Below are 19,571 nucleotides of genomic sequence, written 5' to 3'. Positions count from 1 at the left end.
CAATTTCGACACACGTGTTAGTCAAACAACGATTTCCGTCGCCACAAAAGTGTATTTTTGCTAAATTAGTAACCAAAGTAGCAAAACGAAGTTCATGAAATGTAGTTTAGCTTCATGACGACAAGGAGACCCCGCCACGCCGACCCGGCCGCGCGGGCCCGCTCAACGGCCACCCCGTCCGCTTGCCCGCGTGCTGCGCCCGACCGGCTTCGCACGAGGTCTCCGTAGTTGCCCGCTTTTGCCCGGCGCTCGCGGCGTCGGGCATCTCGTGCAGTTCTGGGTTGACTTTTTGACAGGGTATGGAGGAGATGATGAAGAAAGCTTTGGTCGCCGCAGCGCTGATGGCTGCTGGAGTCGCAGCTCACGCGCAAAGCAGCGTCACGCTGTACGGCCGTCTGGACGCCGGCATCGAATACTTGAACGGGATGCAGAACGGCTCCCGCTGGCGCGCGGAAAGCGGCGACTGGGGCACGAGCCTGTGGGGCCTCAAGGGCGCCGAGGACATCGGCGGCGGCAACAAGGTCCTGTTCCACCTCGAAGGCGCGTTCAACACGATGAACGGCGGCCTGGGCACGAGCGGCTCGATCTGGGATCGTTTCGCGACGGTCGGGATCTCGAACGATCGCTACGGTACGCTGCTGCTCGGCCGCGAACTCGCGATCGCGAACGGCGTGTGGGACTTCGACCCGTTCGGACAGTCGGCCTGGTCGACGGCGTCGCTCGTGCGCGGCCGCAACTGGAACAAGACCAGCAACAACGTGTCGTATCAGTCGCCGAAGTACTACGGCTTCGATTTCTACGGCCAGTTCTCGTTCTCGAACTCGACGAGCTTCAACGGCAACACGACGGCCGGCCAGCCGGGCCGTGCGGCCGGCGCGCAGATCACCTACACGACGTCGCTGTTCCAGTTGCGCGGCATCTACGACGAAACGCGCGACAGCAACGGCAGGTTCTCCGACGTGTACAACTACTCGCGCGAATACTTCGCGGGCGCGAACGTGTTCCTCGGCCCGTTCAAGCTGCAGGCGGCCTATCAGGCGTCGCGCGCCGACAGCGCGGGCACGCCGACCGGCAATGTCGGCGTGACGGCGACCGACCAGGTCTGGGGCGGCGTGACGTGGCAAGCCACGCCGGCTGCCGCGCTGATCGCGGCCGTGTATCACGTGAACACGAACCACGGCGGCGGCAACGCGAACATCTACACGCTCGGCGGCACGTACAACCTGTCGAAGCGCACGCTGCTCGACTTCCAGGTCGCGACGGCCCGCAACAGCAAGACCGCGAACTTCGGCCTGAATGCGAACAACGCAGGCACCGACGTGTCGACCGGCAACCCGAAACTGGGCGGCAGCCAGACCGGCTTCTACGCCGGCATCCAGCACCTGTTCTGATCAGGGCACGACTCAAGGAATCGATTCGACGACGTTTTCCACGCTGCTGCGAGAGGCGCGTATCGGTGCGGTACCCGACAGGGTATCGCACCGTTTTTTATTGGGCGGGCAATTGACGCCGGCGGCGTCAGACGGCCGCTTCGTTCTCCTCGCCGGTGCGGATGCGGATCACGCGCTCGACGTCCGACACGAAGATCTTGCCGTCGCCGATCTTGCCGGTGCGCGCGGCGCCGATCACCGCGTCGATCACCTGGTCGACCTGCGCTTCCGCGACGACCACCTCGATCTTCATCTTCGGCAGGAAGTCGACCACGTACTCGGCGCCGCGGTACAGCTCGGTGTGCCCCTTCTGGCGGCCGAAGCCCTTCACCTCGGTCACGGTCAGGCCCGTCAGGCCGACTTCGGCGAGCGCCTCGCGGACTTCGTCCAGCTTGAACGGCTTGATGATGGCGGTGATGCGTTTCATGATGGTTGTTCCTCGATGCTCGTTTGGATGAAAAGACGTGAGCCCGATTCTACGCCGCGCGCGGCTCAATCGAGGCGCTCGGCGAAGCGCGACGTGATCGGGTAGCGCCAGTCGCGGCCGAACGCGCGATGCGTGACGCGGATGCCGATCGGCGCCTGGCGCCGCTTGTATTCGTTGATCTTGATGAGCCGCGTGACGCGCTGCACGTCCGCCTCGGCATAGCCCGCCGCGACGATCTCGGCGAGCGGGCGGTCTTCCTCCATGTACATCCGCATGATCGCGTCGAGCACGTCGTACGGCGGCAGGCTGTCCTGGTCGGTCTGGTTCTCGCGCAGCTCCGCGGACGGCGCGCGCGTCAGGATCCGCTCCGGAATGATGTCGCGCGTCGCGTATTCGGCCGCCGCGTTGCGGTAATGGCAGAGCCGGTAGACGAGCGTCTTCGCGATGTCCTTGATCACCGCGAAGCCGCCCGCCATGTCGCCGTACAGCGTGCAGTAGCCGACCGCCATCTCGCTCTTGTTGCCGGTCGTCAGCACGATCGAGCCGAACTTGTTCGACAGCGCCATCAGCAGCGTGCCGCGGATGCGCGCCTGGATGTTCTCCTCGGTCGCGTCCTCCGCGCGGCCCGCGAATTCGCCCGCGAGCGACGCGCGGAACGCATCGAACATCGGCGCGATCGCGATCTCGTCGTAGCGCACGCCGACGCGCCGCGCCATGTCGGCCGCGTCGGTCGTCGAGATGTCGGCGGTGTAGCGCGACGGCATCATCACCGCGCGCACCCGCTCGGGCCCGAGCGCGTCGCATGCGATCGCGAGCACCAGCGCCGAATCGACGCCGCCCGACAGGCCGACGAGCGCGCCCGGGAAGCCGTTCTTGCCGATGTAGTCGCGCACGCCCAGCACGAGCGCGCGGTACACCTGCGCTTCCAGCGACAGCTCCGGCGCGATCGCGCCGGGCAGCGGCCGCGCGCCGTCGAATTCGACGATCGCGTGCCCCTCCTCGAACTGCGGCATCTTCGCGACCAGCGCGCCCGCCGCGTCGAGCACGAACGAGCCGCCGTCGAACACGAGCTCGTCCTGCGCGCCGACGAGGTTCACGTACGCCATCGGCAGCCCGGTCTCGCGGATCCGCGCGCGCAGAATGTCCATGCGCACCGCTTCCTTGTTCATGTGATACGGGGAGCCGTTCGGGATCAGCAGCACCTGCGCGCCGGCCGCCTTCGCGATCTGCGCGGCCGACGCGTGCCATGCGTCCTCGCAGACGATCACGCCGAACTTCACGCCGTTCAGGTCGAACACGAGCGGCTCGGCGTCGGTCGCGAAGTAGCGCTTCTCGTCGAACACCTCGGCGTTCGGCAGGTCCTGCTTGCGGTAGGTGCCGACGATCTCGCCGCCGACGATCAGCGACGCCGCGTTGTAGGTGTCCGACGGCGGCACGCCGCGCTCGATCGGGCGGTTTGCATTACCATCGACGCCTGGCACCCGCAGCGGATGGCCGACCAGCACCGCGAGCCCGTCGAACGCCTTCAGCTCGGCCGCGAGCGTGTCGAGCGCCGCCGCCGACGCCGCGTAGAACGCGGGCCGCAGCAGCAGGTCCTCCGGCGGATAGCCGGACAGCGCGAGTTCGGGCGCGATCATCAGCTGCGCACCATCGTTGTGCGCGGCGCGCGCGGCCGCGACGATCCGCGCGACGTTGCCGGCGAAATCGCCGACGGTGACGTTGATTTGAGCGAGAGCGATACGGGTCTTCATGACGGGATCGGCGCTGCCCGGCGGCGCGCCATGAACGGCTGACGAAATCGTCCCGGGGATGTGCCGCGGCAGGCGGCGCGCCCCCGGCGACATCCAACGGTACGCATTCAAACGGTTGACACGGTTGAAACACGAACGCATCGATTATCGCACGGGCATCCTGTCGTCCCCGGCCGAAGTGCCGGCCGCCGAATGGAACGCGCTCGTCGCCCGCGACGCGCGCCCGACGCCGTTCCTGCGCCACGAATTCCTCGACGCGCTGCACGTCGCGCGCTGCGCGGTGGACGCGACCGGCTGGTCGCCGCGCTTCGTCACGCTGACCGACGAGCGCACCGGCCGGCTCGCGGCCGCCGCGCCCGTCTACCTGAAGACCCATTCGTACGGCGAATACGTGTTCGACTGGGCGTGGGCGGACGCGTACCAGCGCAACGGCGTGCCGTATTACCCGAAGCTGCTGTGCGCGGTGCCGTTCACGCCCGTGCAGGGCACGCGCGTGCTCGCGGCCGACGACGACGCGCGCCGCCGCCTCGCGGCCACGCTGCTCGCGCTCGCCGAGCAGAGCGACGTGTCGTCGCTGCACGTGCTGTTCCCGACCGAAGCCGAAGCGCAGCTGTTCGACTCGATGGGGATGATGCTGCGCCAGGGCGTGCAGTTCCACTGGATCAACGACGGCTATCGCCACTTCGACGATTTCCTCGGCACGCTCGAGCAGAAGAAGCGCAAGAACATCCGCGCCGAGCGGCGCAAGGTGCACGACGCGGGCGTGACGTTCCGGCGCCTGACGGGCGACGCGATCCGCGACGCCGACTGGCGCTTCTTCTCGCGCTGCTACCGGCAGACCTATCGCGACCACTATTCGAGCCCGTACCTGAACCTCGAGTTCTTCCGCACGATCGGCCAGACGATGCCGGACAACCTGCTGCTCGTGATCGCCGAAGCCGACGGCAAGCCGATCGCGAGCGCGCTCGCCGTCTACCAGCGTGACGCCGGCGGCGGCGGCACGCTGTACGGCCGCTACTGGGGCGCGGTCGAGCACGTGCCCTGCCTGCATTTCGAGACTGCGTACTACCAGCTGCTCGAGTTCTGCATCGAGGCCGGGCTCGATACGTTCGAAGGCGGCGCGCAGGGCGAGCACAAGCTCGCGCGCGGCTTCCTGCCGACCGTCACGCATTCCGCGCACTGGCTCGCGCATCCGGCGTTCTCGGACGCGGTGTCGCGCTTCCTCGAGCGCGAGACGAACCACATCCACGCGTACGTCGACGAACTGCACGACCACAACCCGTTCAAGCGCGGCGCGGATTAGCGCGTGCGGCGCACGCATTTTCTGAGACACTGGCGGCTTCGCCGAATTTCGCCACATTCCGCCGCCCTGTCATGTCCTGGTTCCTGTATCTGATCGAATGCGCCGACGGCAGCGTGTACACCGGCATCACGACCGACGTCGCGGCGCGCTTCGACGAGCACGCGGCCGGCAAGGGCGCGCGCTATACGCGCTCGCGCAAGCCGCGCGCGGTGCTCGCGTCGTTCCCGCTCGCCGACCGGTCGAGCGCGTTGCGCGCGGAATACCGGGTCAAACGGCTGACGGCCGCGCAGAAGCGCGAGCTGGCGGCGGGCATCAGGACGCTCGAATCGGTGTTGCCGGCGGCAGCAGCGGCCGCGGACGACGCCGATGACGATGGCGGAGCAAAGGCCGCGCCGGCCCGCGCATCGCGCAAGCGCGCGCCGAAGGGCGACGTGACGGCAGCGGACGCCGCCGTCGCAGTCGATACGGCCGCCCCGAACGGCGACGCGCCGAAACGTGGACGCGCGTCAGCCGAGGCATCGCCGGCTCGCACGGGCCCGGCCGCAAAGACGACGCCGAAGGCACGCACGCGCCCGGCCGCGAAGGCCCGGCCCGCGGGCCGCCGTACGCCCGCGCCCGCCTCCGCGCCGAAGAAAATCGCCCGCGCAAAACAAAACCGCGCGGCCTCGTAACGAGGCTCGCGCGGTTTCTTCGCATCGAACGGACCGGCCGTCGCGGCCGGCACGCCGCTTACTTCTTGTAGTTCGCGGCGCCGTCGGTGATTTCCTTGTGCGCGGCGTCGATGCCCGCCCAGCCTTCGACCTTCACCCACTTGCCCTTCTCGAGCGCCTTGTACTGCTCGAAGAAGTGCTTGATCTGGTCCTTCAGGTATTCGGGCACGTCATCGATCGACTTCAGGTTCGCCGTCATCGGGCAGACCTTGTCGTGCGGGACCGCGACGAGCTTCGCGTCGACGCCCGACTCGTCGGTCATCTGCAGCATGCCGAGCGCGCGCGAACGCACGATCGAGCCGGCCAGCAGCGGGAACGGCGTGATCACCAGCACGTCGACCGGATCGCCGTCGCCCGACAGCGTCTGCGGGATGTAGCCGTAGTTCACCGGGTAGCGCATGCCCGTGCCGATGAAGCGGTCGACGACGAGGAGGCCGAGCTCCTTGTCCGCTTCGTACTTCACCGGATCGCTTTGCGCGGGAATCTCGATGATGACGTTGAAATCTTGCGGCAGGTCCTTGCCGGCCGGAACATGGTTGAAGCTCATGTGCGTTCTCTGTTGGTCGAAGGGAATTCGGGACAGGGCACGCCGCGGTCGAGGCACGCGCCGCCGGCATGTCCGGAAAGAATGCGCCATTATAGCCAATCGACCGGTGGCGTCCGGATGACGAACGGCGCGATAATCGCGCTGATCGTCCGGCCATCGAACAATATGCAGCGCTGCATGGAATCGGAGCAAGCATGGAAGAGGCAAGGCACTTCATCGCGGGCGAATGGGCATCGCCCGCGCAACCGGAATCGATTCCCGTCCTCGATCCGTCCGACGGCCAGCCGTTCGCGTCGATCGCGCGCGGCACCGCCGCCGACGTCGACCGCGCGGTCGCGGCGGCCCGCGACGCGTTCGCGGGCGCGTGGGGCGCGGCCAGCGCCGCCGAACGCGGCCGCGTGCTGTTCCGGCTGTCGATGCTCGTCACCGCCCATCACGACGAGCTCGCCGCGCTCGAGGCGCGCGACACCGGCAAGCCGCTCAGGCAGGCGCACGCCGACGCGGCCGCGCTCGCGCGCTACTGCGAGTTCTACGCGGGCGCCGCCGACAAGCTGCACGGCGAGACCCTCCCCTACCAGGCCGGCTACCTGGTGCTCACCGTGCGCGAGCCGCACGGCGTCACCGGCCACATCGTCCCATGGAACTACCCGATGCAGATCTTCGGGCGCAGCGTCGGCGCGGCGCTCGCGGCCGGCAACGCGTGCGTCGTCAAGCCGGCCGAGGACGCGTGCCTGTCGGTGCTGCGCGTCGCCGAGCTGGCCGCCGAAGCCGGGCTGCCGGCCGGCGCGCTGAACGTCGTCACCGGCTACGGCCACGAGGCCGGCGCGGCGCTCGCGCGCCATCCGGGCATCGACCACATCTCGTTTACCGGCTCGCCCGCGACCGGCAAGCTCGTCGCACAGATGGCCGCGGAAAATCACGTGCCCGTCACGCTCGAACTCGGCGGCAAGTCGCCGCAGCTCGTGTTCGCGGACGCCGACCTCGACGCGGCGCTGCCGGTGCTCGTCAACGCGATCGTGCAGAACGGCGGCCAGACCTGCTCGGCGGGCAGCCGCGTGCTGATCGATCGAGCCGTCTACGAGCCGCTCGTCGAGCGGCTCGCGACCGCGTTCAACGGCCTCAGGGTCGGCCCGAGCCGCGCTGATCTCGACTGCGGCCCGCTGATCAACGCGAAGCAGCAGCAGCGCGTGTGGGATTTCCTGTCCGACGCGCAGCACGACGGCATTCCGATGGCCGCGCACGGCCAGGTGGTGCCGGACGCGCCCGAAAGCGGCTTCTACCAGGCGCCCGCGCTGCTGCGCGACGTGCCGTCCACGCACCGGCTCGCGCAGGAGGAAGTGTTCGGCCCGGTGCTCGCGGCGATGCGCTTTGCCGACGAGGACGAAGCGGTCGCGCTCGCGAACGGCACGCCGTACGGCCTCGTCGCGGGCGTCTGGACGCGCGACGGCGCGCGCCAGCTGCGCGTCGCGCGGCGCATCCGCGCGGGCCAGGTGTTCGTCAACAACTACGGCGCGGGCGGCGGCGTCGAGCTGCCGTTCGGCGGCGTCGGCCATTCGGGCCACGGCCGCGAGAAGGGCTTCGAGGCGCTGTACGGCTTCACCGTGCTGAAGACGATCGCGCTCCGGCACGGCTGAAGGTTCGGCGCCGGGACGGCGCACGACGCTGCTGTGAACGGCAACCCGGCAGCACATCACATACCCATCCAATCAGGAGACACACCATGCGGTTGAGCGGCAAGACGGCAATCGTCACGGGCGGCGGCTCGGGCTTCGGCGAAGGCATCGCGAAGACGTACGCGCGCGAAGGCGCGAACGTCGTCGTCAACGACCTGAACGGCGCGGCGGCCGAGCGCGTCGCGAGCGAGATCGCGCTCGCGGGCGGCAAGGCGATCGCGGTCGCGGGCGACGTGTCGCGCCGCGACGACTGGCAGGCGCTGATCGCCGCCGCGCTCGACGACTTCCACGCGGTGCAGATCGTCGTCAACAACGCCGGCACCACGCACCGCAACAAGCCGGTGCTCGACGTGACCGAAGCGGAGTTCGACCGCGTCTACGCGGTCAACATGAAGAGCCTCTACTGGTGCGTGCAGACCTTCGTGCCGTATTTCCGCGAGCAAGGCGGCGGCGTGTTCGTGAACGTCGCGTCGACGGCCGGCGTGCGGCCGCGCCCCGGCCTCGTCTGGTACAACAGCACGAAGGGCGCGATGATCACCGCGAGCAAGTCGCTCGCCGCCGAGCTCGGCGCGGACCGCATCCGCGTGAACTGCATCAACCCGGTGCTCGGCGAGACCGGCCTGATGACCGAGTTCATGGGCTGCGAGGACACCCCGGAAAACCGCCAGCGCTTTCTCGCGACGATTCCGCTCGGCCGCTTCTCGACGCCGCAGGACGTCGCGAACGCCGCGCTCTACCTCGCGTCGGACGAAGCGGAATTCATCACCGGCGTCTGCCTGGAGGTGGACGGCGGGCGCTGCATCTAGCCGCACCGGGCCCACGGGCCCGCATCATACAAACGAAGACAGGAGACACCATGGCATCACCGACGCATTCGCTGCCGGGCGCGTCCGGCGCGTTCGAGGAAGCGACCTACCGCAAGGTCTCGTGGCGGCTCACGCCGCTCCTGCTGCTGTGCTACGTGGTCGCGTACCTCGACCGCGTCAACGTCGGCTTCGCGAAGCTGCAGATGGCGAGCGACCTGAACCTCAGCGACACCGTCTACGGCTTTGGCGCCGGGATCTTCTTCTTCGGCTATTTCCTGTTCGAAGTGCCGAGCAACCTCATCCTGCACAAGGTCGGCGCGCGCGTGTGGATCGCGCGCATCATGGCGACGTGGGGCGTGATCTCGATCCTGACGATGTTCGTCACGACGCCGGCGATGTTCTACGTGATGCGCTTTTTGCTCGGCGTCGCCGAGGCGGGCTTCTTCCCCGGCGTGATCCTCTACCTGACCTACTGGTATCCCGCGCACCGGCGCGGCCGGATGACGACGTTCTTCATGACGGCAGTCGCGTTGTCCGGCGTGATCGGCGGGCCGATCTCGGGCTTCATCCTGAAGACGTTCGACGGTCTGAGCGGCTGGCACGGCTGGCAGTGGCTGTTCCTGCTCGAAGGCACGCCGTCGGTGCTGGTCGGCGTGCTGGTGTTCTTCGCGCTCGACGACCGGATCGCGAAGGCGCGCTGGCTGACCGACGAGGAAAAGGCGCTGCTCGCCCGCAACATCGACGCGGAGGAGGCGCGCAAGGAAGACCCGTCGCTCGGCGCCGTGATGTCGAGCCCGCGCGTGTGGCTGATGGCGCTGATCTACTTCTCGTTCGTGATGGGGCTCTACGGCGTCGGCTTCTGGCTGCCGACGATCATCAAGGCGACCGGCGTCACCGATTCGTTCGCGATCGGCCTGCTGTCGGCGGTGCCGTATGCGGCCGCGGTGCTCGCGATGATCCTGATCGCGCGCAGCGCGGACAAGCACCGCGAACGCCGCTGGCACCTCGCGATCCCCGCCGCGCTCGGCGCGCTCGGGCTCGTGCTGTCGGTGGTCTGGGCGCACGAGACCGCGCTGGCGATGCTCGGCCTCACGCTCGCGACGATGGGCATCCTGACCACGCTGCCGCTGTTCTGGAGCCTGCCGACCGCGTTCCTCGGCGGCACGGCGGCCGCGGCCGGCATCGCGATGATCAACTCGATCGGCAACCTCGCGGGCTTCCTGAGCCCTTACCTGATGGGCTGGCTCAAGCAGGCGACGGGCGCGAACGACTCGGGGATGTACATGCTCGCCGGCTTCCTGGTGCTCGGCGGCCTGCTCGCGCTGTCGGTGCCGAAGCGGCTGGTCGACAAGTGACGCACCCCCATGAAAAAACCCCGAACGCCTGCCGGTGTTCGGGGTTTTTCGTGCGCGCGGCGCGGCGGCGCGTCAGACCACGGTGATCGCGAGCGCGCTTTCGCGGTAGTGCTTCGCCGCCTTGTCGGTTTCGCCGAGATGCTCGAACAGGCGCGCGAGCGCGCGATGCGCGCGCACCCTGAGCGCCTCGTTGTCGGCAAGCTTGAGCGCCGATTCGAGGAACGACTGCGCCTTGCCCCACAGCTGCTGCTGCTGGCAGAGGCGGCCGAGCGCGAACAGCAGGTCCGCGTCTTCCGGATGATCCTTCTTCCACCCTTCCGCCTTCTGGATCAGCGGCAGCGCGTCCGCGCCGGCGGTGTCCGGGTAGCGGCGCAGCAGGCGCGCATCCCAGTTGTGCGCGAGCGCGTCCTCGACGATGCGGCGCGCCTCCGGCCGGCGCTCGAGCGACACGAGCAGGTCCGCCGCGAGATCGGCGAGACGCGGCGACTGCCGCTCCGCCGTCGACAGCGACTGCCACACTTCGAGCAGCGCATCGGGATCGTGACGGCGCTCGCGCAGCAGGTTCTCGGCCGCCTGCTGGCGCAGCCGCACCGCCGCGGCCGGATGCAGCGCCTCGCGCTTCTCCAGCGCCTTCGCGAGCTTCAGCACCTCGGCCCAGTTCTTCAGTTGCTGCTGCGCGCGCAGCGCGACCTGCTGCGCGTGGATGCGCTTGCCGCCCGCCTGCATCTCGGCGAGCGCGGCGAGTGCGCCGTCGGCGTCGCGCGCGTCGGCGCGCATGTCGGCCGCGGCGAGCAGGCGCGCGTCCTGCCACTCCGGCGCGCCGACCTTCGACAGCCAGTCGTCGCGGCGCGCGTATTCATGCATCCGGTGCGCGGCGGTGGCCGCGACGAGGCTCGCCGCGCCCTGGTTCGCGTCGATCGACAGCGCGTCGCGCGCGGCCTTCTCGGCGCGCGAGAAGCGGCCCGCGTACAGGTTCGCGATCGCGTCGCGCAGCGACGCCTGCGCCTTCTCGTTGCGCGCACGGGCACGATACGCGGCGACCCGCTGCGGCATGCGCCAGATGTTGCGCACGATGCGCATCAGCGCGTACACGACGATGAACAGCACGACGATGCCGACCACGAACAGGTTCAGCGACAGGTCGACCCGGTACGGCGGATAGACGAGCAGCACCTGGCCGGTATCGAAGCGGCCGACGGTGGCGAGCGCCGCGGCGATCGCGAACAGGACCGCGAGCCAAACGATTCCTCGAAGCGTCATCGTTACCCCCGGCTCTTGAACTGCTGAACGGCGTTCAGGCTCGTGTTCAGGTTCGGCACCGCGACCGCCAGCGACGCGCCGTCGACCTGCTTGAGCAGATCCTCGACGGTCTGCGTGTCCTTCGCCGCCTGGTCGAAGTATTTCGCGAGCGACGCCTGCGCCGCGTGCAGGTCGGCCTTCATCGCCGCATCGTTGCGCGCGAGCAGCGACAGCCGGGCGGTCAAGAGGCGCAGCTTCACGTTCTCGCGCACGAAGTAGCCCTGGTCGGGCGACGTAAGCATCGCGTCGGCGTTGTCGATCCGGCGCACCTGCACGAGCCCTTTCAGCTGCTCGCCGATGCCGGCCGAGAAGCCGTGCCACCAGACCTTCCAGCGCGGCTCGCCGGTCGCGGCGGCCGTCTTCGCGACGTCGGCCGCCGTATCCGCCTTCGGCGCCGCATGCGGCACGATCGCCTCGCCGGCGAGCGGCAGCGCGTCGATCTTCGCGATCGCGTCGTCGAGCTTGATCGCGAGGCCCGTGAGATCCGCCGACGGCGCGGCCTTCAGCTTCTCGATGTCCTGCGCGAGCGCCTTGCGCACCGTGACGGCCTGCGCGCTCTGCGAGCTCGCGAGGCGCGCGTCGGCGTTCTGCAGCGCGATCAGCGCGAGCTGCGTGTTGCCCGTCAGCTGCAGCTGCTGGCTCGCGCTCGACAGCATCTGGTCGACTTCCTCGAACATCCACGCGTCGCGGTTGCGCGCGAGGTCCTGGTATTGCTGCTGCAGCGCCTGCTGCGCGTTCTGCGCATCGGCGAGCTTGCCGTCGAGCTGCGCGAGCTGCGTATCGACCTGGTGCGCGCTCGCGAGCGCCTGCTCGGTCTTCGTGCGCGTCTCGGCGGCCTGCGCGTCGAGCGTCTTCTGGCGCGCCGCCAGCGTGGTGTCGAGCCGGTCGACCTTGCGGTTCAGCGCATAGCCGCCGACGCCCGCCGCGCAGCCGAGCACGACGACCACGAGCCACAGGAACGCGCTGCCGCCCCGGCGCGCGGGCGGCTCGGGCGACACGTAAGGCGGACTGGACGGCGCGGCGGATGCAGCGGCCGGCTGGGAAGCGACGCTTTTGGAATCGTTGGTATCTGTCATGCGTTTAGTCACCGGTGCGGCTGTCGCCGGTTGGACGGCCTCGTCGGCCATCGATCGAAACGCGCGGACGATGCGCTCATCGCCCGCGCCGGTCAGCGTAATCCTATCAAAACCCAATGCACGCGCGGTCTGCTCGATCCGCGGGTGCGGCGTCACGAGCGGCGCGTGCTTCAGCGCGTCGATCTCGGCCTCGGTGAGATGCGCCTGCGCGAGCTCGTGCAGGTTGCGCACGCCCTCCGAGCTCGTGACGAGCCACGCGTGCGGCTCGCCGCCGAGCAGCGCGTGCACGCGCTCCCACGCGCCGATGCGCGGCTCCGGCACGACGCGCCGGTATGCGGCGACGAGATGAACGTCCGCGCCGGCGTCGCGCAGCCGATCGGCGAGCCATTCGCGGCCGCCGTCGCCGCGCACGATCAGCACGCGCCGGCCGGCGAGCGCGGCCGCGCCGCCGAACGCGGCTTCGATGCACGCGAACAGGCTTTCGGAATCGTAATGCGGCGCGCCGCCGTCGGCGGGCGCCTGCGGCGCGATCACCCGGTGCGCGGGCGCGGCGATGCCGTGACGCTCGAGCGCGGCGACGCTGCCCGGCCCGACCACGCCGACCGGCAGCGCGTTCGGCCAGATCGCGCCGTACTGCGCGAGCGCGCGGTCGATCGCGTTCGGCGACACGAAGATCACGAGCGCATAATCGGCCAGCGCCGCGAATGCGGCGTCGAGCGGCGCCGGATCGTCGAGCGGCGCGATGTCGATCAGCGGGAAATCGAGGACGTCGCAACCGGCGTCGGCCAGTTGCGCCGCGAGCCCGGCGGACTGGCCGTCCGGACGCGTCAGGACGGCGGTGAACGTGCGCGCGCCGCCCGCCATCAGGCGTCGCCCTTGCCGGCCTGCGAGCCGGCGAGCAGCGCGTGGACGATGTCGAGCGCGCCCTGCGCCTCGAGCGCGTCGGCGACCGCGCGGCCGAGCGCGAGCGCGTCGGCGGCGGTCATGACCGCGCCGCACGCTTGCGCGCTCAGCACGCGCTTGCCGTCGGTCGTCGACACGCGGCCCGTCAGGTACAGCTCGCCCGCGCGCCACACCGCATGCGCGGCGAGCGGCACCTCGCAGCTGCCGCCGAGCGCGCGCGACACCATCCGCTCGGCCTCGACCGCCAGCGCGGTCGCGTGGTCGTGCAGCGGCGCGAGCCATTGCGCGACGTCGCTGCGGTGCGCGGCGATCTCGATGCCGAGCGCACCCTGGCCGGCGGCCGGCAGGCTGTCTTCGACGTCGATCAGCGCGCGGATCCGCGCCTCGAGGCCGAGGCGCTTCAGGCCGGCGGCCGCGAGGATGATCGCCGCGTAGTCGCCGCGGTCGAGCTTCGCGAGGCGCGTGTCGAGATTGCCGCGCAGCGGCAGCACGTTCAGATGCGGATAGCGGGCGCGCAGCATCGCTTCGCGGCGCAGGCTCGACGTGCCGACGACGGCGCCCGCCGGCAGCGCGTCGAGCGATGCGTAGTCGTTCGACACGAACGCGTCGCGCGCGTCCTCGCGCGCCATGATCGCGGCCAGCGCGAAGCCGTCGGGCAGCGCCATCGGCACGTCCTTCAGCGAATGCACGGCGAGATCGGCACGGCCGTCGGCAAGCGCATTCTCCAGCTCTTTCACGAACAGGCCCTTGCCGCCGACCTTCGACAGCGTGCGATCGAGAATCTGATCGCCGCGCGTCGTCATCCCGAGGATTTTCACGTCACAAGCTGGATATAATTTGCGCAGCGCATCACGCACGTGTTCGGCTTGCCACATCGCCAGGCGGCTCTCGCGCGACGCAATCGTCAACGTCGCGGGGGCTGGCGCCGATTTCGGCCCGGCCGAAAAGGTCTCGGAATTCATTGCTGGAACATCGAAGGACGGGATTGAAGACCGAACAATGGTAGCACGCAGGCCCCCGCCCGCCCGGGCGCGGCGCCTGCATCCGCGGCGCCCGGGCGCGCGCGCGGCGCCACCGATGCGCGGATGTGCCGCACGTAGCTGGTTGCTTGACCGCAGTTCCGCAGTCCCCGCAGTCCCTTTTGACTCGAGCTTTCCCAAGGAAACCCATCGTGAAGTCTTCCGGATCGGCGCGTACGGCGCGCCGCAATGCTGCCCTGCCCTCCACCGACGCCCAGACGGGCGCCCTCGCCACCGTCGCGAACGGCCGTGCGAAACCGGCAACGAAACCGGCAACGAAACCGAAAGACTCGATACGTCAGACAAAACGCACGACGAAGGCGGCCGGCGCGTCGAAGCCCGCCGCGCGCACGCGCGAGGACAAGGACGGCCCGCTGTTCGAGGACATCCGCTTCCTCGGCCGCCTGCTCGGCGACGTCGTGCGAGAACAGGAAGGCGACACCGTGTTCGACGTCGTCGAAACGATTCGTCAGACCGCGGTGAAGTTTCGCCGCGAGGACGACAGCCAAGCCGCGCAGACGCTCGAGAAGAAGCTGCGCAAGCTGACGCCGGAACAGACGGTGAGCGTGGTGCGCGCGTTCAGCTACTTCTCGCATCTCGCGAACATCGCGGAAGATCGCCATCACAACCGCCGCCGCCGCATTCACGCGCTCGCGGGCTCCGCGCCGCAACCGGGCACAGTCGCGTACGCGCTCGAACAGCTGAAGACGAGCGGCAACGCATCGAAGCGCGTGCTGCAGCGCTTCTTCGACGATGCGCTGATCGTGCCGGTGCTGACTGCGCACCCGACCGAGGTGCAGCGCAAGAGCATCCTCGACGCGCAGCACGACATCGCGCGCCTGCTCGCCGAACGCGACCAGCCGCTGACCGCGCGCGAACGCGCCTACAACGAATCGATGCTGCGCGCGCGCGTGACCGCGCTTTGGCAGACGCGCATGCTGCGCGACGCGCGCCTGACGGTCGGCGACGAGATCGAGAACGCGCTGTCGTACTACCGCGCCACCTTCCTCGACGAACTGCCCGCGCTGTACGGCGACATCGAAGCCGCGCTCGCCGAGCACGGCCTGCCCGCACGCGTGCCCGCGTTCTTCCAGATGGGCAGCTGGATCGGCGGCGATCGCGACGGCAACCCGAACGTGACGGCCGCGACGCTCGACGAAGCGATCAACCGCCAGGCCGCGGTGATCCTCGAACACTATCTGGAACAGGTGCACAAGCTCGGCGCCGAACTCTCCGTGTCGAACCTGCTGGTGGGCGCGAACGACGCGGTGAAGGCGCTCGCCGCCGCGTCGCCGGACCAGTCGCCGCACCGCGTCGACGAACCCTACCGCCGCGCGCTGATCGGCATCTACACGCGGCTCGCGGCGAGCGCGCGCGTGCGCCTCGGCGAGGGCACCGTGCCGGTGCGCAGCGCGGGCCGCGGCGCGCCGCCGGTGCGCGCGGTGCCGTACGCCGATTCCGAAGCGTTCGTCGCCGACCTGAAGGTGCTGACCGCGTCGCTCGAAGAACATCACGGCGCGTCGCTCGCCGCGCCGCGCCTCACGCCGCTGATGCGCGCGGCCGAGGTGTTCGGCTTCCACCTCGCGAGCATCGACCTGCGCCAGAGCTCCGACATCCACGAAGCGGTGGTCGCCGAGCTGTTCGCGCGCGCGGGCGTGCATGCCGACTACGCGTCGCTGTCCGAGGACGACAAGCTGATCGCGTTGCTGGCCGCGCTCGCCGATCCGCGCCCGCTGCGCTCGCCGTACATCGAATACTCGGCGCTCGCGCAAAGCGAGCTGGGCGTGTTCGAGAAGGCGCGCGAGGTACGCGCGCAGTTCGGACCGCGCGCGGTGCGCAACTACATCATCTCGCACACGGAGACGGTCAGCGACCTCGTCGAGGTGCTGCTGCTGCAGAAGGAAACGGGCCTGCTCGAAGGTGCGTTCGGCGCGGCGCACGACAGCGCGCGCAACGGCCTGATGGTGATCCCGCTGTTCGAGACCATTCCCGACCTGCGCGACGCCGCGCGCATCATGCGCGAATACTTCGCGCTGCCGGGCATCGAGGCGCTGATCGCGCATCAGGGCGCCGAGCAGGAAGTGATGCTCGGCTATTCGGACAGCAACAAGGACGGCGGCTTCCTGACGTCGAACTGGGAGCTGTATCGCGCGGAGCTCGCGCTCGTCGACCTGTTCCGCGACCGCAAGATCACGCTGCGCCTGTTCCACGGCCGCGGCGGCACGGTCGGCCGCGGCGGCGGCCCGACCTATCAGGCGATCCTGTCGCAGCCGCCGGGCACCGTGAACGGCCAGATCCGCCTCACCGAACAGGGCGAGGTGATCGCGAGCAAGTTCGCGAACCCGGAGATCGGCCGGCGCAACCTCGAAACCGTGGTGGCCGCGACGCTCGAGGCGTCGCTGCTGCCGCAGTCGAACGCGCCCGCGCAACTGCCCGCGTTCGAAGCCGCGATGCAGGCGCTGTCCGACGCGGCGATGGCGTCGTATCGCGCGCTCGTCTACGAAACGCCCGGCTTCACCGACTACTTCTTCGCGGCCACGCCGATCACCGAGATCGCCGAGCTGAACATCGGCAGCCGCCCGGCGTCGCGCAAGCTGCAGGACCCGAAGAACCGCCGGATCGAGGATCTGCGCGCGATTCCGTGGGGCTTCTCGTGGGGCCAGTGCCGCTTGCTGCTGACCGGCTGGTACGGCTTCGGCAGCGCGGTGAGCGCGTATCTCGACGGCGCGCCGGACGCGGCCGCGCGCACGAAGCGCGTCGCGCTGCTGAAGAAGATGAACAAGACCTGGCCGTTCTTCGCGAACCTGCTGTCGAACATGGACATGGTGCTCGCGAAGACCGATCTCGCGGTCGCGTCGCGCTACGCGCAGCTGGTCGCCGACCGCAAGCTGCGCAAGCACGTGTTCGAGCGGATCGTCGCCGAATGGGAGCGCACGGCGCAGGCGCTCGCGGAGATCACCGGGCACGAAGGGCGCCTCGCGACCAACCCGCTGCTCGCGCGCTCGATCAAGAACCGCTTCCCGTATCTCGATCCGCTGAACCACCTGCAGGTCGAGCTGATCAAGCGTCACCGCGCGGGCGACACGAACGCGCGTCTGCGCCGCGGGATTCATCTGACGATCAACGGGATCGCGGCCGGGCTGCGCAACACGGGCTGATCCGCATCCGGCGCGGTGGCTGGGGCGTGGCGCATAGCTTCGCGCCGGCTTCGCGCCACGGTCGCCACGGTCGCCACGGTCGCCACGGCCGCCACGGCCGCCGCGAACGGCAGCGGCCAAACGAAAGCCGCGATACGCGCTCTTGCGTATCGCGGCTTTTTTCATCGCGCGGCGCGGCGCGTTGCGCGCGCCGGTCGGTGCGGGCGTTGCTCAGTGGGCTTCGGTCACTGCGCGCCGATCAGCACGCTTCGATCAGCAGCGCATCGTGCTCGAACGAGCCGTCCGGCTGCACCGCGTAGTAGCCGCGCACTTCGTCCGGTGCATGCGCCCACAGCGCGCGGATGCCCGCGACGCTGTCGGCCGGCGTGCGGATCCGCTGCACCCACGTGTCGAAATCGATCGGCAAACGCCAGCGGCGTTGCACCTGCGCGTCGAACCCGGCGCCACGGAACATCGCGAGCCACTCGTCGGCGCGGTAATCGCGCACGTGGGACGCATCGCGCAGCACTTCGGCCGCCTGCAGATACGTGTCAAGCAACGGATGATCGTTGCCCGCGATGTCGATCATCAGCACGCGCCCGCCCGGCTTCAGCACGCGGCGCATGTCGGCGAGCGCCGCCGGCACGTCGTGCCAGTGATGCGCGCTCATCCGGCTGATCACCCAGTCGAAGCTGCCCGCCTCGAACGGCAGCCGCTCGGCCGGCCCCTGCTGCGTGCGGACGTTCGCGAGCCCGCGCTCGCGCGCGGCGGCGTCGACGGTCGCGAGCATCGGCGCCGCGAGATCGTACGCGACCACGTCGCGCACGTGCGGCGCCACCGCGAAGCTCGCATGGCCCGCGCCGCAGCCGAGATCGAGCACCGCGGCCGCCGGCGTCGCGCGCACGGCGGCCGCCAGCATGTCGAGATCGGCGCCCGTCGCGTGGACCGTGCTCGTCAGATAGGCGGCAGCCGTCGTGCCGAATGCGTCGGCGACCTGGTCGTGGTGTTTCATCGTTCGCTCCTTGGTTGGATGCGCCCGCTGCCTGCCAGCGCGCGAATCGCTACAATAGGGCCGCGTTGGTACCAGTACAAGTTAAGCGGTTATTCTGGTATTCGTTACACCTGCCTGGCGCTTGCCGCGCCCGGCGTGCCCTTTTACGTCGATCCGTTCGCACGAGTCGTTTCAGCCGCATTCGCATGAACCAGCCGTCCACTGCCCCTCACCCGCCGCTCGATGCCACGCCCGCCCGTGCGCTCGGCGAATTCATCCGCGCGCACCGCGAACGTCTGTCGCCGCAGGCCGTCGGCCTGCCGCCCGGCCCGCGCCGCCGCACGCCGGGGTTGCGGCGCGAGGAAGTCGCGCAGCTGTGCGGCGTCAGCCCGACCTGGTACACGTGGATCGAGCAGGGCCGGCCGGTGTCCGCGTCGGCCGACGCGCTCGCGCGCATCGCCGTCGCGCTGCAGCTGTCGAAGGCCGAGCGCGCCTACCTGTTCGAGCTGGCCGCGCAGCGCGACCCGGCCGAGCCCGACGTCGCGGCGGGCGACCTGCCGCCGACGCTCGCGGCGACCGTCGCCGCGATCGCCACGCCCGCGTACGTACTCGACCGGCAATGGAACGCGCTCGCGTGGAACGCGCCGGCCGCCGCGTTGTTTACCGGCTGGCTCGACGGCGAGCACGATCGCAATCTGCTGCGCTTCACGTTCATGGCGCCGTCCGCGCGTACGCTGATCGTCGACTGGGAGACGCGCGCGCGCCGGCTCGCGGCCGAATTTCGCGCGGACTCGATCCGCCACCTCGCCGATGCGCCGACCCGCGCGCTGATCGATGCGCTGATGGCCGGCAGCGAGGCGTTCGCGCAGTACTGGGCGTCGCAGGACGTGTTCGAGCGCGAGGGCGGACGGCGCGAATTCGATCATCCGGCCGACGGCCGCGTCGTCTATCAGCAGATCACGCTGAAACCCGCGCACCGCGAAGATTTGAAGCTGGTCGTGCTCGTGCGCGACTGAGGCGGGGGAGGCGCGCGGGCGGCGGTGCTTGGTGCGCGATCTGCGACCTGCGACCTGCGACCTGCGGTCTGCGGTCTGCGGTCTGCGACTTGCGATCTGCGACACCGGCATCGGCGCCCGGGCCTGAT

At 69.5% G+C, this 19,571-nt stretch carries 15 protein-coding genes; 8 read left to right on the top strand and 7 right to left on the bottom strand.

Going from position 1 to position 19,571, the window contains the following annotated elements:
• The first annotated feature begins 308 nt into the window (after window positions 1-308).
• The gene (locus WJ35_RS00130) at window positions 309-1,391 is read left to right on the top strand and encodes a porin (protein WP_069239374.1); all 1,083 of its coding nucleotides are present in this window, start codon (window positions 309-311) and stop codon (window positions 1,389-1,391) included.
• A 127-nt stretch (window positions 1,392-1,518) separates the two neighbouring features.
• Here WJ35_RS00130 and WJ35_RS00125 read toward each other — a convergent pair whose 3' ends face one another.
• Both WJ35_RS00125 and WJ35_RS00120 read right to left on the bottom strand, forming a co-directional pair.
• Entirely contained in the window at window positions 1,519-1,857 is a 339-nt protein-coding gene (locus tag WJ35_RS00125; protein ID WP_006398637.1) for a P-II family nitrogen regulator, read from the bottom strand.
• A gap of 65 nt (window positions 1,858-1,922) precedes the next feature.
• Window positions 1,923-3,608, bottom strand: coding sequence for an NAD+ synthase (locus WJ35_RS00120; RefSeq protein WP_010091040.1), 1,686 nt, complete (start codon window positions 3,606-3,608; stop codon window positions 1,923-1,925).
• A 124-nt stretch (window positions 3,609-3,732) separates the two neighbouring features.
• On the opposite strand from WJ35_RS00120, the gene WJ35_RS00115 reads away from it, so the two are divergent.
• Window positions 3,733-4,911, top strand: a complete 1,179-nt coding sequence (locus tag WJ35_RS00115; RefSeq protein WP_059593157.1) for a GNAT family N-acetyltransferase — start codon at window positions 3,733-3,735, stop codon at window positions 4,909-4,911.
• A gap of 71 nt (window positions 4,912-4,982) precedes the next feature.
• Window positions 4,983-5,582 carry a GIY-YIG nuclease family protein gene (locus tag WJ35_RS00110; protein WP_060232132.1) on the top strand — a complete coding sequence of 200 codons (600 nt, stop codon included), beginning with the start codon at window positions 4,983-4,985 and terminating at the stop codon, window positions 5,580-5,582.
• A gap of 58 nt (window positions 5,583-5,640) precedes the next feature.
• Here the strand turns inward: WJ35_RS00110 and ppa are convergent, their stop codons facing one another.
• The gene (gene ppa / locus WJ35_RS00105) at window positions 5,641-6,168 is read right to left on the bottom strand and encodes an inorganic diphosphatase (protein ID WP_010091037.1); all 528 of its coding nucleotides are present in this window, start codon (window positions 6,166-6,168) and stop codon (window positions 5,641-5,643) included.
• A 194-nt stretch (window positions 6,169-6,362) separates the two neighbouring features.
• Between ppa and WJ35_RS00100 the strand changes: the two genes are divergently transcribed.
• The 3 genes from WJ35_RS00100 to WJ35_RS00090 all read left to right on the top strand — a co-directional run bounded on the left by WJ35_RS00100 (window position 6,363) and on the right by WJ35_RS00090 (window position 10,002).
• Entirely contained in the window at window positions 6,363-7,802 is a 1,440-nt protein-coding gene (locus tag WJ35_RS00100) for an aldehyde dehydrogenase family protein (RefSeq protein ID WP_060232135.1), read from the top strand.
• 86 nt (window positions 7,803-7,888) lie between these two features.
• Window positions 7,889-8,647 (top strand): SDR family oxidoreductase, encoded by a 759-nt coding sequence (locus tag WJ35_RS00095; RefSeq protein ID WP_060232138.1) that lies wholly within the window; start codon window positions 7,889-7,891, stop codon window positions 8,645-8,647.
• Between the two features lie 50 nt (window positions 8,648-8,697).
• Entirely contained in the window at window positions 8,698-10,002 is a 1,305-nt protein-coding gene (locus tag WJ35_RS00090; RefSeq protein ID WP_060232141.1) for an MFS transporter, read from the top strand.
• 72 nt (window positions 10,003-10,074) lie between these two features.
• Here the strand turns inward: WJ35_RS00090 and WJ35_RS00085 are convergent, their stop codons facing one another.
• Genes WJ35_RS00085 through hemC form a run of 3 tightly spaced genes read right to left on the bottom strand, consistent with a single transcriptional unit; the run spans window position 10,075 to window position 14,242 of the window.
• Window positions 10,075-11,262: a heme biosynthesis protein HemY gene (locus tag WJ35_RS00085; RefSeq protein WP_060232144.1), complete on the bottom strand. Its 1,188-nt coding sequence runs from the start codon at window positions 11,260-11,262 to the stop codon at window positions 10,075-10,077.
• Window positions 11,263-11,264: 2 nt separating this feature from the next.
• Entirely contained in the window at window positions 11,265-13,241 is a 1,977-nt protein-coding gene (gene hemDX, locus WJ35_RS00080; protein WP_060232147.1) for a fused uroporphyrinogen-III synthase HemD/membrane protein HemX, read from the bottom strand.
• Entirely contained in the window at window positions 13,241-14,242 is a 1,002-nt protein-coding gene (gene hemC / locus WJ35_RS00075; protein WP_069238564.1) for a hydroxymethylbilane synthase, read from the bottom strand. Before hemC ends, hemDX begins: the two co-directional genes overlap by 1 nt.
• A gap of 209 nt (window positions 14,243-14,451) precedes the next feature.
• Between hemC and ppc the strand changes: the two genes are divergently transcribed.
• Window positions 14,452-17,457: a phosphoenolpyruvate carboxylase gene (ppc, locus tag WJ35_RS00070; protein WP_045578880.1), complete on the top strand. Its 3,006-nt coding sequence runs from the start codon at window positions 14,452-14,454 to the stop codon at window positions 17,455-17,457.
• 238 nt (window positions 17,458-17,695) lie between these two features.
• Here ppc and WJ35_RS00065 read toward each other — a convergent pair whose 3' ends face one another.
• Window positions 17,696-18,448: a class I SAM-dependent methyltransferase gene (locus tag WJ35_RS00065; RefSeq protein WP_011885701.1), complete on the bottom strand. Its 753-nt coding sequence runs from the start codon at window positions 18,446-18,448 to the stop codon at window positions 17,696-17,698.
• 185 nt (window positions 18,449-18,633) lie between these two features.
• On the opposite strand from WJ35_RS00065, the gene WJ35_RS00060 reads away from it, so the two are divergent.
• Entirely contained in the window at window positions 18,634-19,443 is an 810-nt protein-coding gene (locus WJ35_RS00060) for a helix-turn-helix transcriptional regulator (RefSeq protein WP_011885702.1), read from the top strand.
• Window positions 19,444-19,571: the final 128 nt, after the last annotated feature.

It is taken from the genome of Burkholderia ubonensis (assembly GCF_001718695.1).
Taxonomy (GTDB): domain Bacteria; phylum Pseudomonadota; class Gammaproteobacteria; order Burkholderiales; family Burkholderiaceae; genus Burkholderia; species Burkholderia ubonensis_B.
Note: the sequence above shows the minus strand (reverse complement) of the source record. Positions and strands in the feature narration are given on the sequence as shown.

Coding starts and splice junctions, on each gene's coding strand:
- WJ35_RS00130 (WP_069239374.1), top strand. CDS start 309: ATGATGAAGAAAGCTTTGGTCGCCGCAGCGCTGATGGCTGCTGGAGTC.
- WJ35_RS00125 (WP_006398637.1), bottom strand. CDS start 1,857: ATGAAACGCATCACCGCCATCATCAAGCCGTTCAAGCTGGACGAAGTC.
- WJ35_RS00120 (WP_010091040.1), bottom strand. CDS start 3,608: ATGAAGACCCGTATCGCTCTCGCTCAAATCAACGTCACCGTCGGCGAT.
- WJ35_RS00110 (WP_060232132.1), top strand. CDS start 4,983: ATGTCCTGGTTCCTGTATCTGATCGAATGCGCCGACGGCAGCGTGTAC.
- ppa (WP_010091037.1), bottom strand. CDS start 6,168: ATGAGCTTCAACCATGTTCCGGCCGGCAAGGACCTGCCGCAAGATTTC.
- WJ35_RS00100 (WP_060232135.1), top strand. CDS start 6,363: ATGGAAGAGGCAAGGCACTTCATCGCGGGCGAATGGGCATCGCCCGCG.
- WJ35_RS00095 (WP_060232138.1), top strand. CDS start 7,889: ATGCGGTTGAGCGGCAAGACGGCAATCGTCACGGGCGGCGGCTCGGGC.
- WJ35_RS00090 (WP_060232141.1), top strand. CDS start 8,698: ATGGCATCACCGACGCATTCGCTGCCGGGCGCGTCCGGCGCGTTCGAG.
- WJ35_RS00085 (WP_060232144.1), bottom strand. CDS start 11,262: ATGACGCTTCGAGGAATCGTTTGGCTCGCGGTCCTGTTCGCGATCGCC.
- hemDX (WP_060232147.1), bottom strand. CDS start 13,241: ATGGCGGGCGGCGCGCGCACGTTCACCGCCGTCCTGACGCGTCCGGAC.
- hemC (WP_069238564.1), bottom strand. CDS start 14,242: ATGAATTCCGAGACCTTTTCGGCCGGGCCGAAATCGGCGCCAGCCCCC.
- WJ35_RS00065 (WP_011885701.1), bottom strand. CDS start 18,448: ATGAAACACCACGACCAGGTCGCCGACGCATTCGGCACGACGGCTGCC.
- WJ35_RS00060 (WP_011885702.1), top strand. CDS start 18,634: ATGAACCAGCCGTCCACTGCCCCTCACCCGCCGCTCGATGCCACGCCC.